General features: G+C 72.1%; 7 protein-coding genes. 6 read left to right on the top strand and 1 reads right to left on the bottom strand.

Going from position 1 to position 13,497, the window contains the following annotated elements; all coding sequences use genetic code 11:
• Nucleotides 1–64 precede the first annotated feature (64 nt).
• On the top strand, nucleotides 65–895 hold the full coding sequence (locus tag D7X12_RS04500) for a fatty acid desaturase (RefSeq protein WP_120624028.1): 831 nt from the start codon (nucleotides 65–67) through the stop codon (nucleotides 893–895).
• Here D7X12_RS04500 and D7X12_RS04505 read toward each other — a convergent pair.
• Nucleotides 855–6,977 carry an ATP-binding protein gene (locus D7X12_RS04505; RefSeq protein WP_120624029.1) on the bottom strand — a complete coding sequence of 2,041 codons (6,123 nt, stop codon included), beginning with the start codon at nucleotides 6,975–6,977 and terminating at the stop codon, nucleotides 855–857. The two genes, D7X12_RS04500 and D7X12_RS04505, sit on opposite strands and share 41 nt — an antisense overlap.
• A 222-nt stretch (nucleotides 6,978–7,199) precedes the next feature.
• On the opposite strand from D7X12_RS04505, the gene D7X12_RS04510 reads away from it, so the two are divergent.
• From D7X12_RS04510 to D7X12_RS04530, 5 genes are all read left to right on the top strand, one after another.
• Nucleotides 7,200–8,321, top strand: coding sequence for an NAD(P)-dependent alcohol dehydrogenase (locus tag D7X12_RS04510; protein ID WP_120624030.1), 1,122 nt, complete (start codon nucleotides 7,200–7,202; stop codon nucleotides 8,319–8,321).
• The gene (locus D7X12_RS04515) at nucleotides 8,318–8,848 is read left to right on the top strand and encodes a DUF4334 domain-containing protein (protein WP_120624031.1); all 531 of its coding nucleotides are present in this window, start codon (nucleotides 8,318–8,320) and stop codon (nucleotides 8,846–8,848) included. The genes D7X12_RS04510 and D7X12_RS04515 overlap by 4 nt, the downstream gene beginning before the upstream one ends.
• Before the next feature lie 141 nt (nucleotides 8,849–8,989).
• Nucleotides 8,990–10,333, top strand: a complete 1,344-nt coding sequence (locus D7X12_RS04520) for a hydroxymethylglutaryl-CoA reductase, degradative (protein WP_167508975.1) — start codon at nucleotides 8,990–8,992, stop codon at nucleotides 10,331–10,333.
• On the top strand, nucleotides 10,330–12,597 hold the full coding sequence (locus tag D7X12_RS04525; protein WP_120624032.1) for an MMPL family transporter: 2,268 nt from the start codon (nucleotides 10,330–10,332) through the stop codon (nucleotides 12,595–12,597). The genes D7X12_RS04520 and D7X12_RS04525 overlap by 4 nt, the downstream gene beginning before the upstream one ends.
• On the top strand, nucleotides 12,594–13,497 hold a 904-nt coding region (locus D7X12_RS04530; RefSeq protein WP_120624033.1), incomplete at its 3' end, for a glycosyltransferase family 2 protein. The genes D7X12_RS04525 and D7X12_RS04530, both read left to right, overlap by 4 nt.

The following is a 13,497-nucleotide window of genomic DNA, read 5'->3' on the forward strand; positions in this document are numbered from 1 at the left end:
TACTGGACCGTAACCTACTTTCAGGTAGGTTACGGGTCGGTAGGGATTCCTGTTGGAGCGTGCCATGTCTTGGATTGGGTGCCTGCTGGTCTTCCTTGCGGCGTATCTGCTGAACCTGCTCGTCATCTCCGTGGGCTATCACCGGGGGCTCGCGCACAAGGCGGTGCGGCTGCACCCGGTGCTTCAGCGGATGTTGGTGGCGGGGGGCAGCTGGGTGACAGGCATCGACGCGAAGTCCTGGGTGGTGATGCACCGGCTGCACCACGAGCACTCGGACACGCCGCTCGACCCCCACTCCCCGGTGAACGTGGGCGTGCTCGGCATCGGCGCGGAGCAGCTGCGCAGCTACAAGCGGGTCGTGATTGGCCTGTTGAAGAAGGACCCCGCGTACACGAAGTACGCGAAGGGGCTCGACTTCGACGTCCACATCCTCACGCGGCGCGGTCGCTGGTGGTTGCCCTACGTCGCCCACGGCGTCGTGGCGCTGGGGCTCTGTCTCGCGGGGGGCTGGCTTCTGGGGGCAGCGTACTTCGGCGGCATGATGAGCCACCCCATCCAGGGCGGGCTGGTGAACTCGCTGGGCCACGCCCTGGGCGGGCGCAACTTCGACACGCGCGACAACTCCCGCAACAACCACTTCGCGGCGTGGCTCATCCTGGGGGAGGGCTTCCAGAACAACCACCACGCCTACCCGGGGTCCGCGTCGTTCTCCCACCGGGCGCACGAGGTGGACCTGGGCTACTGGGCGTGCCTCGCGCTGGAGCGGCTGGGGCTGTGCTCCATCGACCGGGCGCACCTCATCCCCCGGGCCGGCAAGGCGCCCGTGCGGCGCCCGGCTCCGGAGGCTCCGGAGCTCACCCTCCCGGGGTCCCATCCAGCGGCAGCACCGCGGTGAAGGTGGCGCCTCCGCCTTCCGTGGGCTCCAGGTGGATGCTTCCACCGTGGGCCTCCGCGATGTGGCGGGCGATCCACAGCCCCAGCCCGAAGCCGCCGTGGTGCTTGGCGGGGACGGCGCGCTCGAAGCGCCCGAAGACGCGCTCCTGGTCCTCCGGCCCGATGCCGGCGCCGTGGTCCCGGACCGTGAGCATCACCCGGCCCGGCTCGCGCGCCACGCTCACCTCCACGGGCTTGCCCGCCCCGAACTTGAGGGCGTTGTCGAGCAGGCAGTCGAGGAGCTGGTGCAGCCTCGCGCGATCGTAGCGCCCCACCACCGGCAGGGGCGCCTCCAGGGTGAGGACCGAGTCAGCGCGCAGGGCCTTCTCCCGCGACTGCTCCACCACGGTGGCCGCGAGCGCCGACAGGTCCACCTCTTCGGGTGAGAGGTCCAGCGGCCCGGTGACGAGCTCCGACACGTCGAGCAGCTGCTCCACCAGACGCCCCAGGCGCTGGAGGTGCTTCTCCGTCGTCCGCGCCTTCACCCGCGCCGACTCTGGCACCGCGTCCGTGGCCGTGGCCGTGCCGTCCAGGCTGCGCACCAGGGACTGGACGTTGAGCGACAGGGCGCTCACGGGCGTGCGCAGCTCGTGGCTGACGAGCCGGAGGAACTCGTCCCGCGTCCGCACGGACTCGCGCAGCGAATCCTTCTCCACCGCGATGCGGACCACCTCCCGGCGCACGCGGGCCATGTCCAGCTGGGTGCGCACCCGCACCAGCAGCTCGCGCGCGGAGAAGGGCTTCACCAGGTAGTCATCCGCGCCGCTCTGCAGGCCCTCCACCGTGGCCTCGTCGCCCGCCCGCGCGGACAGCAGGATGATGGGGATGGCGCGCGTGCGCTCGTCGGCGCGCAGCGCGCGCACCAGTCCGAAGCCATCCAGCACCGGCATCATCACGTCGGAGAGGATGAGGTCCGGCGGTCGCAGGCGCGCCTGCTCCAGGGCGTCCTGCCCGTTCGTGGCGGTCTCCACGTGGGGGAAGCCCCGCTTGAGCAACCCCGCGACGTAGGCGCGCAGGTCGGCGTTGTCGTCGACGAGGAGGATGCGGCAGCGGGCAAGCTCCGCGGAGACCTCCTGTGCCGGGGCCTCGGAGCTCGCCGTGCCCGCGGTGTCCGGGACGATGACGTCCGTGTCGTTGACGCCCGTGGACCAGCGGCGGGCCTCTTCGACGAAGGGGGCGGCGCCCGCGGGGGCCGAGCGCGGCCGGGACGTGCGCTCGACGCGGTCCGGGGGCAGGTGGGCCGTCCCCCGTGGCAGCCGCAGGGTGAAGGTGGTGCCCTTGCCCAACTGGCTCGTCACCCCGACGCTGCCCCCGTGGAGCTTCACCAGCTCCTGCACCAGCGCGAGCCCGATGCCCGTCCCCTCGTGGCTGCGGCCCTGGGTGACGCGGACGCGGTAGAAGCGCTCGAAGACGCGCGGGAGTTCTTCCTCGGGGATGCCCACGCCCGTGTCCTGCACGCGGAGGACCGCCTGCGCGTCCTCCCACCGCAGGCTCACGCGGATCTCCCCGTGGTAGGTGTACTTCACCGCGTTGGAGAGCAGGTTGAGGACAACCTTCTCCCACATCTCCGGGTCCACGTAGAGGGGCTCGGGCAGGGGCGGGCAGTCCACCACCAGCCGCAGGCCCGCGCTCTCCACCGCGGACTGGAAGGCGCTCGCGAGGCTCGTGGTGAAGGACGCCAGGTCCACGGGCACGTAGCTGGCCTGGGCCCGCCCCGCCTCCATCCGGGAGAAGTCGAGCAGGGTGTTGACCATCTTGTAGAGCCGCAGGGCATTGCGGCGCACGAGCTCCAGCGGCTCTCCATCCAACGACTTCGGCGTCTTCGCCAGCGCGTCCTCGACGGGGCCGAGGATGAGCGTGAGCGGCGTGCGGAACTCGTGGCTGACATTGCTGAAGAACGCCGTCTTCGCCGCGTCCAGCCGCGCCAGCTCCTCCGCCCGCTGCTTCTCCTGCTCATAGGCGCGGGCGCTGGAGATGCTGGCGGCGAGCTGCCGCGCCAGCAGCTGCAGGAAGCCGCGGTACTCTTCGTCCAACGCGCGCAGGGGGCTCAGGCCGGCCACGAGCACCGCCGTCGTCTCCGTCTCCGCGCCCATGGGCACCGGGAGGACGAGGGCGCGCGTCGTGGGCTCGGGCCAGGGCCCGCCGGGAAGGGGACCGAAGCGCTGCGCCAGGTCCTCCACCAGCGCCTCCTGCGCCGAACGGGCGACGCTCGCGAGCGGCCACGACGAGGCCGTGTCGGCCAGCGCCAGTTGGAGGGGCGCGGCGGGCACCCCGCGCTCCAGGCCCGCGCAGCTCACCAGGCGCGCCTGCTCCGCGGTGACGACATAGAGGAGCGCGAAGGGCACGTCGTGCCCCGCCTGGCAGAGGACCTCCTCCAGCGAGCGGAAGATGCCCTCGACCGTCTTGTTCAGGGCCGTCCGGATGGACAGCTCCCGGAGGATTCCCAGCCGGCGGTCGCCCACCACCTGGCGCGTCGTCTCGCTCGCGATGGCGAAGAGCCCGGCGATCTCCCCCGACTCGCCGATCGTCGGGTTGTAGGACCAGGTGAAGTAGGACTCCTCCCGGAGGCCGCCGGGGCGGCGCGCGAAGTTGACGTTCCCGTCCTCGATGTAGATGGGCTCGCCCGTGTCCTGGGCGCGCTGGATCAACGGCCCCAGCTGGCCCCACTCCTCGACGAGCGCCTCGCTTCCGCGCGCGCCCAGCGTCTGGGGATGCTTCGCGCCCAGGATGGGGCGGAACGGGTCGTTGTAGAGCATGCGCAGCTCCGGACCCCAGAAGAGGATGATGGGGTAGGGCGAGCGCAGCATCGTGCTGACGGACGTCCGCAGGGACTGGGGCCAGCGCGCGGGCAGGCCCAGCGAGTTGCCGGACCAGTCATGGGCCCGCATCAGGGCGCCCATGTCGCCGCCGGCCTGGAGGAAGGGCTCCTCCGTGGCCGGTCGCGCTGTCGGTGGGGCAGGCGCCGCCGCTGGGACGGCTGGGGGCTGCTGTTCGCGCGGAATGACGAAGTGGAAGGTGGCGCCCCCGCCGGGAGCGCTCTCCACCCAGATGCGCCCACCGTGGCCCTCCACGATGCCCTTCGTGATGGAGAGGCCCAGGCCATGGCCTTCGCGCCGCTTCTGCGCCGCGTGCCAGTAGCGGTCGAAGAGGTGCGGTTGCACGCTGGCGGGGATCCCCGGCCCGGTGTCCGCCACGCTGAAGCGCAGGGCGTCCGTCCCGGGCTCCGTCCCCACCCGCAGGTGGATGCTGCCGCCGGGAGGGGTGAACTTCAGCGCGTTGGAGAGCAGGTTGCCCAGCGCTTGCAGGAGGCGCTCCTTGTCGCACCCCAGGGTGAGCCCGGGCTCCTGCTCCTGCTCCTGCTCCTGCTCCACAATGAGCCGCAGGCCCTTCTCCGCGGCCTGGGGCTCGAAGCCCTCCCGGACATCGCGGACCAGCTCCTCGACGGGTTGCGGGCGCACCTCGATGGCGAGCGTCCCGGCGTCGATGCTCGCCAGGTCCAGCAGGTCCTCGATGAGCCGGTTCATCCGGTCCACGGAGCGCCGGATGGCGTGGGCCTGCTTGTGCACGCGGCTGCCCGCTTCGGATTCGGCGGGGGTGCGCTGGAGCAGGTCGGTGGCGGCGCGAATGGTGCTCAGGGGCGAGCGCAGGTCGTGGCTGACGACGGCGAGCGTCTCCTCGCGCTGGCGGGTGGCGCGGCGCGACTCCTCGAGGAGCCGCTCGGCCTGCGCCACGTGCGCGCGCTCCGCGTTGAGCGCCTCCTGGCGGAGCTTCGCGACCGTGAGCTGGGCGTTGACGCGGGCGATGAGTTCGTTCGCGGAGAAGGGCTTGACGAGGTAGTCGTCCGCGCCGCTGCTGAGCCCCTCGATGGTGGCCTCCTCGCCCGCGCGCGCGGACAGCAGCAGGATGGGAATGGCGCGCGTGCGTTCCTCCGCGCGCAGGGCCTGGACCAGCTGCAGGCCGTTCACCCCCGGCATCATCACGTCGGAGAGGATGAGGTCGGGGGGACGGGCCCGCGCGGCTTCGAGCGCCTGTCCGCCGTCGCCCACCACCTCCACGCCCCAGTGCGGCGCCAGGAGCCGTGAGAGGTAGGCGCGCATGTCGGCGTTGTCGTCCGCCACCAGGATGCGGATGCCGGAGTGGGTGGGGGCCAGCGCCGCGACGGGCAAAGGCCCGGCCTCGTTCCACTGGGACAGCTCCGCGAGGAACGCGCCGGGGCCGATGCCGGTGGACGTGAGCGTGCGCACCGGCGCGCCCGGCTTCTGGGGCAGGTGCGCGGAGCCGGTGGGCAGCAGGATGCGGAAGGTGCTCCCCTTGCCGAGCACGCTGCTCACCGTCACCCGTCCCCCGTGCAGGTGCACCAGCTCCTGCACCAGCGCGAGCCCGATGCCGGTGCCCTCGTGGCTGCGTCCCCGGGCGCCCTCCACGCGGTGGAAGCGGTCGAAGATGCGCGGCAGCTCCTCCTCCGGGATGCCGGTGCCCGTGTCCTCGACGGTGAACTCCACGTGCTCGCCCAGCCACTTCAGCGCGAGGCGGACCTCGCCCTCGAAGGTGAACTTGAAGGCGTTGGAGAGGAGGTTCAGGACAACCTTCTCCCACATGGACGGGTCCACGTAGACGGGCTCGGGCAGCGCCGGGCAGTCCACGCACAGCTTGAGCCCGGCGGACGCCACCGCGGAGTCGAAGTTGCTCGCCAGCTCCGCGGTAAGCGCGGCGAGGTCCGTGGGGACGTAGGACACCTGGGCGCGCCCCGCCTCCAGGCGGGCGAAGTCGAGCAGCGTGTTGACCAGCTTCTGCAGGCGCAGGCCGTTGCGGCGCACCAGCTCCTGCCGCTCGCGCTGCGCGGGGGGCAGCGGCGCCTGGGCATCCGCGAGGCCGTCCTCGATGGGGCCCAACATCAGGGTCAGCGGCGTGCGGAACTCGTGGCTCACGTTGCTGAAGAAGGCCGTCTTCGCGCGGTCGATCTCCGCCAGGGCCTCCGCCCGCTGCTTCTCCTCTTCGTAGGCGCGGGCATTGCCCAGGGCCGTCGCGATGTGGTCCGCCACCAGCCCCAGGAACCCGCGGTAGTCGTCGTCCGGGGCGCGCCTCGCGCTCACGCCCGCGACGAGGAAGCCGTAGGGGCGCTCGGCGCCGACGCGGGTGATGGGGAAGACCCACGCCGCGCGGGGGGGCTCGGGCCACCTGCCGCCGGGCAGCTCCCCGAAGCGCGCGTGCACGTCCGGGACGAACCGCGGCCCCTGGGAGCCCAGCGCCTGGGCGAAGGGCCATACGGGGGCCGTGGTGTCCATGTTGAAGAGCGCGGCTGGGGCTGCGGCGTCCATTCCCCAGCCCGCCGTCGCCACCAGCTCCGGGCCCTCGTCCGCGTCCCCCTGGCGGTACAGCAGGGCGAAGGGAACGTCGAAGTCGTTGGCCTGCAGCGCGAGCGCCGCTTCGCGCCACGCATCCTCCTCGCGCTTGACCGCCCCCACCCGCGTCGCGAGGTCCCTCAGCGTGCGCAGCCGCCGTTCGCCAATCACCCGGCCGGTGGTCTCCGTGAGGGTGACGAGCACCCCCGCGACACCGCCGCTCTCGTCCCGGATGGGGCTGTACGAATAGGTGAAGTAGCACTCCTCGAGGTAGCCGTTGCGGTCCAGCGGCAGCATCCAGTCCTCGGAGCCGACCGCCGTGCCCTGCCTGACGCCCTCGAACATCGGGCCGATGATGTGCCAGCTCTCCGCGAACGTGCTCTGCGCGGTGTGGCCCATGGCGGCGGGGTGCTTCGTCGCGCCCAGCACCGGCCGGTACCCGTCGTTGTAGAACTGGACCAGCTTCGGTCCCCACGCGATGTACATGGGGAAGCGCGACTCGAGCAGGATGCTCACCGCCGTGCGCAGGGACTGGGGCCACGTCCCGGGCGCGCCCACGGGGGTCTGCGTCCAGTCGATGGAGCGCATCAACGCGCCCATCTCGCCTCCGCCCGCGAGCACCGCCGAGGCCTCGCGGTGCAGCGGATCCAACGTCTCAGAAGCGCTGGGCGCCGTTGCGCTCGTGCGGGTCGAGGTGCTCATCGAGGGCGTTCGCTACCATGCGCTCCTTCAGGCCGGGCGGCGCGTGCGAGCTGAAGGTTGACCCCTCAACGCGGGTTCCGGAAGGCCGATTCGCCCGGCTCACGCCAGGGGGGCGGATGCTCGTGCGCCCTCTGTCAGGGCAGGCAGCCAATCGTCCTGAAGTCATAGCCGGGAACCGCTTCAACGCGACATTATTGGCGGATTGCCAATAGGATGGGCCGCATGAGACTTCCGGTACGTGCCGCGCTGCTGCACGCGGTGAAGGGGCCCTTCGTCATCGACGACGTCGAACTCGAGTCGCCGCGTGCCGGCGAGCTGCGGGTGCGGGTGACCGCGAGCGGCATCTGTCACACCGACCTGACGTACCGGGCGGGCGCGGGGCGCTTCCCGTTCCCCAGGGTGTTGGGCCACGAAGGCGCGGGCGTGGTGGAGGCCGTGGGGGAGGGCGTGGGGGACTTCGTGCCCGGCGACGCGGTCCTCCTCAGCTACTTCTCGTGTCGCGCGTGCGGCACCTGCGCGCGCGGACATCCTGCATATTGCGAGCGGGGGGCGGACGGGAACCTCTCCGGCGCGCGGCCCGACGGCTCCTTCCCCATGCGCTGGCGCGGGGAGCCCATCTGCTCGAGCTTCTTCCACCAGTCGTCGTTCGCCACGCACGTGCTGGCGCACCAGCACAACGCGGTGAAGGTCCCCGCGTCGGCGCCGCTGGAGCTGCTCGCGCCGCTGGGCTGTGGGTTCCAGACCGGTGCGGGCGCGGTGCTGGAGGCGTTCCGGCTTCAGGCGGGACAGCAGCTCGCCGTCTTCGGAGCGGGCTCCGTTGGCCTCGCGGCCATCATGGCGGCGCGGGTCGCGGGCGCGGCGCGCATCCTCGCGGTGGACCTCAGCGCGGAGCGGCTGGAGCTCGCGCGCGAACTGGGCGCCACCGACACGTTCCTGGCGGGCGAGCCGGAGCTGACGAAGACGCTCCGCAAGCGCACCCGGGGTGGGGTGGACTTCGCGCTGGAGTGCGTCGGCTCGCCCCAGGTGTTGCGTCAGGCGTTCGACGTGACGCGCCCCCTGGGCACGTGCGGCCTGCTCGGCCTGCCGGAGCGCGACACGGCGGAGGTCACGCTCCCGATGACCGCGCTCCTCTCCGGGAAGCGGCTGGTCGGCATCCTTGAGGGAGACGCCGACCCGAAGGTCTTCATCCCCAAGCTGGTCGCGCTGCACGCTGAAGGACGCTTTCCGCTGGAGAAGCTCATCCGGGTCCATGCCTTCGAGGCCATCAACGACGCGGTGCACGACATGGAGACGCGCACGGTCATCAAGCCGGTGCTGCGCATGCACGCAGGAGGGACGTCATGACGCTGGACGAAGCGGTGAAGGCAGGGCGCATCCGCGCCGAAGAGGCGCTCACGTTGTTCGACAGCCTGCCCACGGTGGAGCTCACCTTCATGCGCGGCACGTGGAAGGGCAGCGAACTCCAGACGGGGCACCCGATGGACGGAATGCTGGCTGCGACCGGCTGGTACGGCAAGCAGTTCATCGACGCGGAGAGCGTGCACCCGCTGCTGTTCTTCACCGAGGACCGCGCCTCCGTGTTTCCGGTGGATCCGCGCAAGTGGCCGTCGCCGACGCTTCGCGGTCCGGTGGGCCCTCACCGGGCGGATGTGGAGACCGGGAAGTTCAAGGCGCGGCTGCGGATGACGGAGTACCGCGGGCAGCTCAGCGCGACGATGATCTACGACGACTGGCCGACGAATGACGTGTTCCGCAAGGTGGACGCGGACACGGTGCTCGGGGTGATGGACGCGCGAGGGATGCCGGCACCGTACTTCTTCGTACTGCGCCGCGATGCGGATGCCCCTCCGGGAGGAGCTGTCCTCCGCTGACCAACGGTCGAGGGCAGGAACCCGGCCCCGCCGTCCGGTCCCATATCGCCCCAGGGGATGAAATCCCCGCTGCCCCCTGTCCAACGCCCCCGGCCGTCACCAGTTCCCTGGTTCGTCACGGGTCGAGCGATGGGGGGAAGTATGTCGGGAGTGGTGGACGAAGGATTGCCGGCGGTCGCGCTGGACATGCCGTCCTCTCGCCTGCCGGGGTTCCACCGCCGCAGCGTGGACGCGCGGTGGAGGGAGCTGGCGCAGCGGGGGCATGTCACACCGGAGGAGCTGGGCGAGCTGCGGGCGCCGGGGGCGCCGTCCTTCGACGTCGTGAACCAGATGATCGAGAACGCGGTGGGGGTGTTCGCCCTGCCGCTGGGTCTGGGTTTGAACCTCACCGTCAACGGGCGCGACCACCTGGTGCCCATGGCGGTGGAGGAGCCGTCGGTGGTGGCCGCGGTGTCCTTCGCGGCGAAGGTGGTGCGCGAGGCGGGCGGCTTCACCGCGGACGCGGACGCGTCGATGATGATTGGACAGGTGCAGCTCACCCGCTACGGCGTGCCGGAGGTCGCCCGGGAGCGCGTGCTGGCGGGAAGAGAACAGCTCCTCGCCCTGGCCAACAGCTTCCACCCGGCGCTCCAGCGACGGGGGGGCGGCGCGCGCGACGTGCAGGTGCGCATCCTGCCCGCGCCAGAAGGACCGCAGGGCGAGCCGCTCTTCATCGTGCACCTGCTGGTGGACACGCAGGAGGCCATGGGCGCCAACCTCATCAACACCATGGCGGAAGGGGTGGCGCCGCTCATCGAGCAGCTCACCGGGGGCCGCGTCTTCGTGCGCATCCTGTCCAACCTCGCCGACCAGCGACTGGCGCGCGCCTCCTGCCGCATCCCCGTGGAGGCGCTGGCGGACTTCGACCTGCCGGGCGAGGAGATCGCCGAGGGCATCCTCCAGGCGAGCCGCTTCGCGGAGGCGGACCCGTACCGCGCGGCCACGCACAACAAGGGCGTGATGAATGGGATTGACGCGGTGGCCATCGCCACGGGGCAGGACTGGCGGGCCATCGAGGCAGGCGCGCATGCCTATGCGTGCCGTCTGGGCCGCTACGGGCCGCTGTCCCGCTGGACGCTGGAGCAGGGCCACCTGGTGGGGCGCATCGAGCTGCCATTGGCGCTGGGCATGGTGGGCGGGGCCACCAAGGTACATCCCGGCGCGCGGCTGGGGCTCAAGCTCCTGCGCGTCGGCAACGTGCGCGAGCTGGCCCAGGTGTTCGCGTCGGTGGGGCTCGCGCAGAACTTCGCGGCGGTGCGCGCGCTGGGCTCGGTGGGCATCCAGAAGGGACACATGGCGCTGCACGCGCGGTGTGTCGCGGTGACGGCCGGCGCGCGCGGGCTGGACGTGGAGAAGGTGGCGCTGATGCTCGTGGAGCGCGGCAGCGTCAAGGTGGAGACCGCGCGGGAGCTGCTCGCGTCCTTCCAGGAAGGGCCCTCGCCATGAGCGACCCGGCGGGCGCTGGGGCTTCCTTGTTCACCCGGCTGGCCAGCGGTGTGCACCGGCACCGGGGGCGGGTGCTGGGGGGCGCGGGCGTGCTGCTCGCCCTGGCGGTCTGGGCGCTGCTCCAGGGCGGGCACCTCACCACCGGGACCATCGAGGGCATCGAGTCCGCGCGGGCCGAGGCGCTGGCCCGGGGCGCCGCCGCGGGGTCGACCGACCAGACGCTGGCGGTCATCTTCCACCGCGACGACTGGACGACGGACGACCCGCGCTTTGGCGAGGCCGTGGCGTCGGTGCTGGCGCGCGTGGAGCGGCTGCCCGAGGTGGAGTCGGTGGTGTCGCCGGTGGGAGCGCCCGACGCCTTTCGCGCCCGCTTCGTGGCGAAGACGGGCCACGACCTGCTGGCGCTGGTGCGGCTCAAGGGCGGCGAGCGCGAGGCGACCGCCGCGTTCCCCACCGTGCGCAAGGCGCTGGAGGACCCGCGCTTCCAGACGACGCTCACCGGCAAGGTGGCCTTCCTGTCCGCGTTGAACGAGCTGTTGGAGCACGACCTGCTGCGCGCGGAGTTGCTCTCGTTCCCGCTGGCGCTCGTGGTGTTGCTGTGGGTGTTCCGCACGGTGGTGGCCGCGATGCTGCCGCTGGTGGTGGGGGGGCTGGCGGTGCTCTGCGGCGTGGCGGGCGTGCTGCTGCTGTCGCGCGTGACGAACATGGCCCAGTACACGCTCAACGTCGTCTCGCTCATCGGGCTGGGCGTGGCCATCGACTACTCGCTCTTCATCGTGAGTCGCTTCCGCGCGGAGCTCGCGGAGGGCCTGACGACGGAGCAGGCCCTGATGCGAACGCTGGACACCGCGGGGCGGGCGGTGGCGTTCTCGGGGCTCGCCGTCACGGTGGGGCTCGCGGGCCTGCTCTTCTTTCGCGGCTCGTACCTGAGCGCCATGGGGCTGGGGGGCGCCCTGGTGGTGGCCTTCGCGGTGCTCTTCGCGCTCACCGTGCTGCCCGCGCTGCTCTCCTGGCTGGGGCCGCGCGTGGACAAGGGGCGGCTGCCCTTCGCGCGCGGCACCGGGCGCGGCGGCCTCTGGCATGCCCTGGCCACCTGGGTGATGCGGCATCCCTGGTGGGTGCTGCTGCCAACCCTCACGCTCCTGCTCGCCATGGGGCTGCCGTTCCGGCGCCTGGAATTGGCGGCCACGGACATCACGGCGCTGCCCGCGCACACCGAGGCCCGCCAGGGCGCGGAGACGCTGGCCCGGCTGTTTCCTCGTGAGGCCGCCACGCGGGTGCTGGTGGCGGTGGAGTTCCCGTCAGGCAATCCCTTCACGCCGGAGCGCGCGGGCGCCCTCCACGACGCGAGCCGCCGCATCGCAGCCCTGCCCGGCGTGGTGGGCGTGGAGAGCGCGGTGGACCTGGTCCCCGGGATGGACCGGGCCACGGTGCAGCAACTGGCGGGCGCGCCCCTCCAGGCCCTGCCCCCGGAGCTGCGCGCGGCGCGGGCCGCGTACCTCACGGACAACGTGGCGGTGTTGCAGGTGCTGACGTCGCAGGCGCCCAGCAGCCGCGAGGCGCGGGACCTGGTGCGGACGCTGCGCCAGGACCGCGCGGTGGGGGACGGGCGGCTCGTGGTGGGCGGGCAGACGGCGACGGACGTGGATGCGACGGCCTTCGTGAAGCGGCACACGCCCGCCGCGGTGGCCTTCGTGATGGGGATGACGTGCGTGGTGCTGTTCGTGCTCCTGCGCTCCGTGGTGCTGCCCTTGAAGGCGCTGCTGATGAACCTGCTCTCCCTGGCCGGCTCGTTCGGGGCCCTGGTGTGGATCTTCCAGGAGGGGCACCTGCACCGGCTCCTGGACTTCGAGCCCGGGCCGATTGAACCGTCGCTGCCCATCCTGTTGTTCTGCGCCCTGTTCGGCCTGTCCATGGACTACGAGGTGCTGTTGCTCAGCCGCATCCGCGAGGAGTGGCTGCGCACCGGGGACAACACCCACGCGGTGGCGGAAGGGCTGGAGCGGACCGGAGGGCTCATCACCAGCGCGGCGGCCATCATGGTCGCCGTGTTCGCGGCCTTCTCGCTGGCGTCGGTGGTGGTGGTGAAGGCGATGGGGCTGGGCATGGCCATCGCGGTGGCGCTGGATGCCACGCTGGTCCGGGTGCTCATCGTCCCTTCGATGATGCGCCTGATGGGGGACCTGAACTGGTGGGGCCCCGGCCACTCCGCGCACGTCAGACACCTGCACGCGCCGGGCAGGACGCGGGGGGAGACGCCATGAACACACGCGACGTGGGGTGGGCGGCAGCGGGGGCGGCGGCGCTGGGCGTGCTGCTCCGGGGGCACATCGGCCTGATGGCCGGTCTGCGGCGCCGTCCGGCGCTGGCCGCGAGGGCGTTCGACCCGCCTTCGGTGACGGTCATCCGCCCCATCCGGGGCCTGGACGTGGAGGCGCGGCAGAACGTGCGCGCGCTGCTCGCGCTGGACTACCCCGGCGAGTGGGAGGTGCTCTTCGTCTTCGACAGCGAGGACGACCCGGCGTTCGCCCTCACGCGGGAGGAGCTGGGGAAGGCTCCGACGCGCGCGCGGCGGGCGGAGGTGGTCGTGGCGGGCGAGCCTCCAGAGGAACTGACCGGGAAGCTCAACGCCATGCAGGTGGGCGTGGCCTGCTCGCGGTGCACGCTGCTGGCCTTCAGCGATTCGGACACGCGGCCCGCGCCCGGAGCGCTGACGGCGTTGGTGGGGGCGCTGCTGGAGGATGCGCGGACGGGCGCCACGTTCGCGCCCGTGTACGCGGCGGCGGACGCGCCCCTCGCGGGGGACGTGGCCTACGGGCTGCTGGTGAATGCGTGGTACGGCGCGTCGGTGGCGCGCACGTCGGGGCCGGATGGCGCGCTGCCCTTCATCATGGGGCAGTTGATGGTCTTCCGCCGCGAGGCGCTCGCGGCCATCGGGGGCGTGGGCTGCGCCGCCGGCGAACTCGTGGATGACATGTACCTGGGGCGCCGGCTGCACGAGGCCGGGTGGAAGAACCGCGTCATCCACACGCCGCTGCGCATCGTCACGGGACACCTGGAGCTGCGCGCCTTCCTGCGCATCTTCCGGCGGTGGCTCCTCTTCTCGGAGTCGGGCCTGCCCTGGGCCTTCGCGCGGCCGACGAGCGAGGCGTCCATGCCGTCCG

It is taken from the genome of Corallococcus sicarius (assembly GCF_003611735.1).
GTDB classification, from domain to species: domain Bacteria; phylum Myxococcota; class Myxococcia; order Myxococcales; family Myxococcaceae; genus Corallococcus; species Corallococcus sicarius.

Bases quoted from the DNA above. Each gene is read 5' to 3' on its own strand.
- D7X12_RS04500 (WP_120624028.1), top strand. From the start codon at position 65: ATGTCTTGGATTGGGTGCCTGCTGGTCTTCCTTGCGGCGTATCTGCTG.
- D7X12_RS04505 (WP_120624029.1), bottom strand. From the start codon at position 6,977: ATGAGCACCTCGACCCGCACGAGCGCAACGGCGCCCAGCGCTTCTGAG.
- D7X12_RS04510 (WP_120624030.1), top strand. From the start codon at position 7,200: ATGAGACTTCCGGTACGTGCCGCGCTGCTGCACGCGGTGAAGGGGCCC.
- D7X12_RS04515 (WP_120624031.1), top strand. From the start codon at position 8,318: ATGACGCTGGACGAAGCGGTGAAGGCAGGGCGCATCCGCGCCGAAGAG.
- D7X12_RS04520 (WP_167508975.1), top strand. From the start codon at position 8,990: ATGTCGGGAGTGGTGGACGAAGGATTGCCGGCGGTCGCGCTGGACATG.
- D7X12_RS04525 (WP_120624032.1), top strand. From the start codon at position 10,330: ATGAGCGACCCGGCGGGCGCTGGGGCTTCCTTGTTCACCCGGCTGGCC.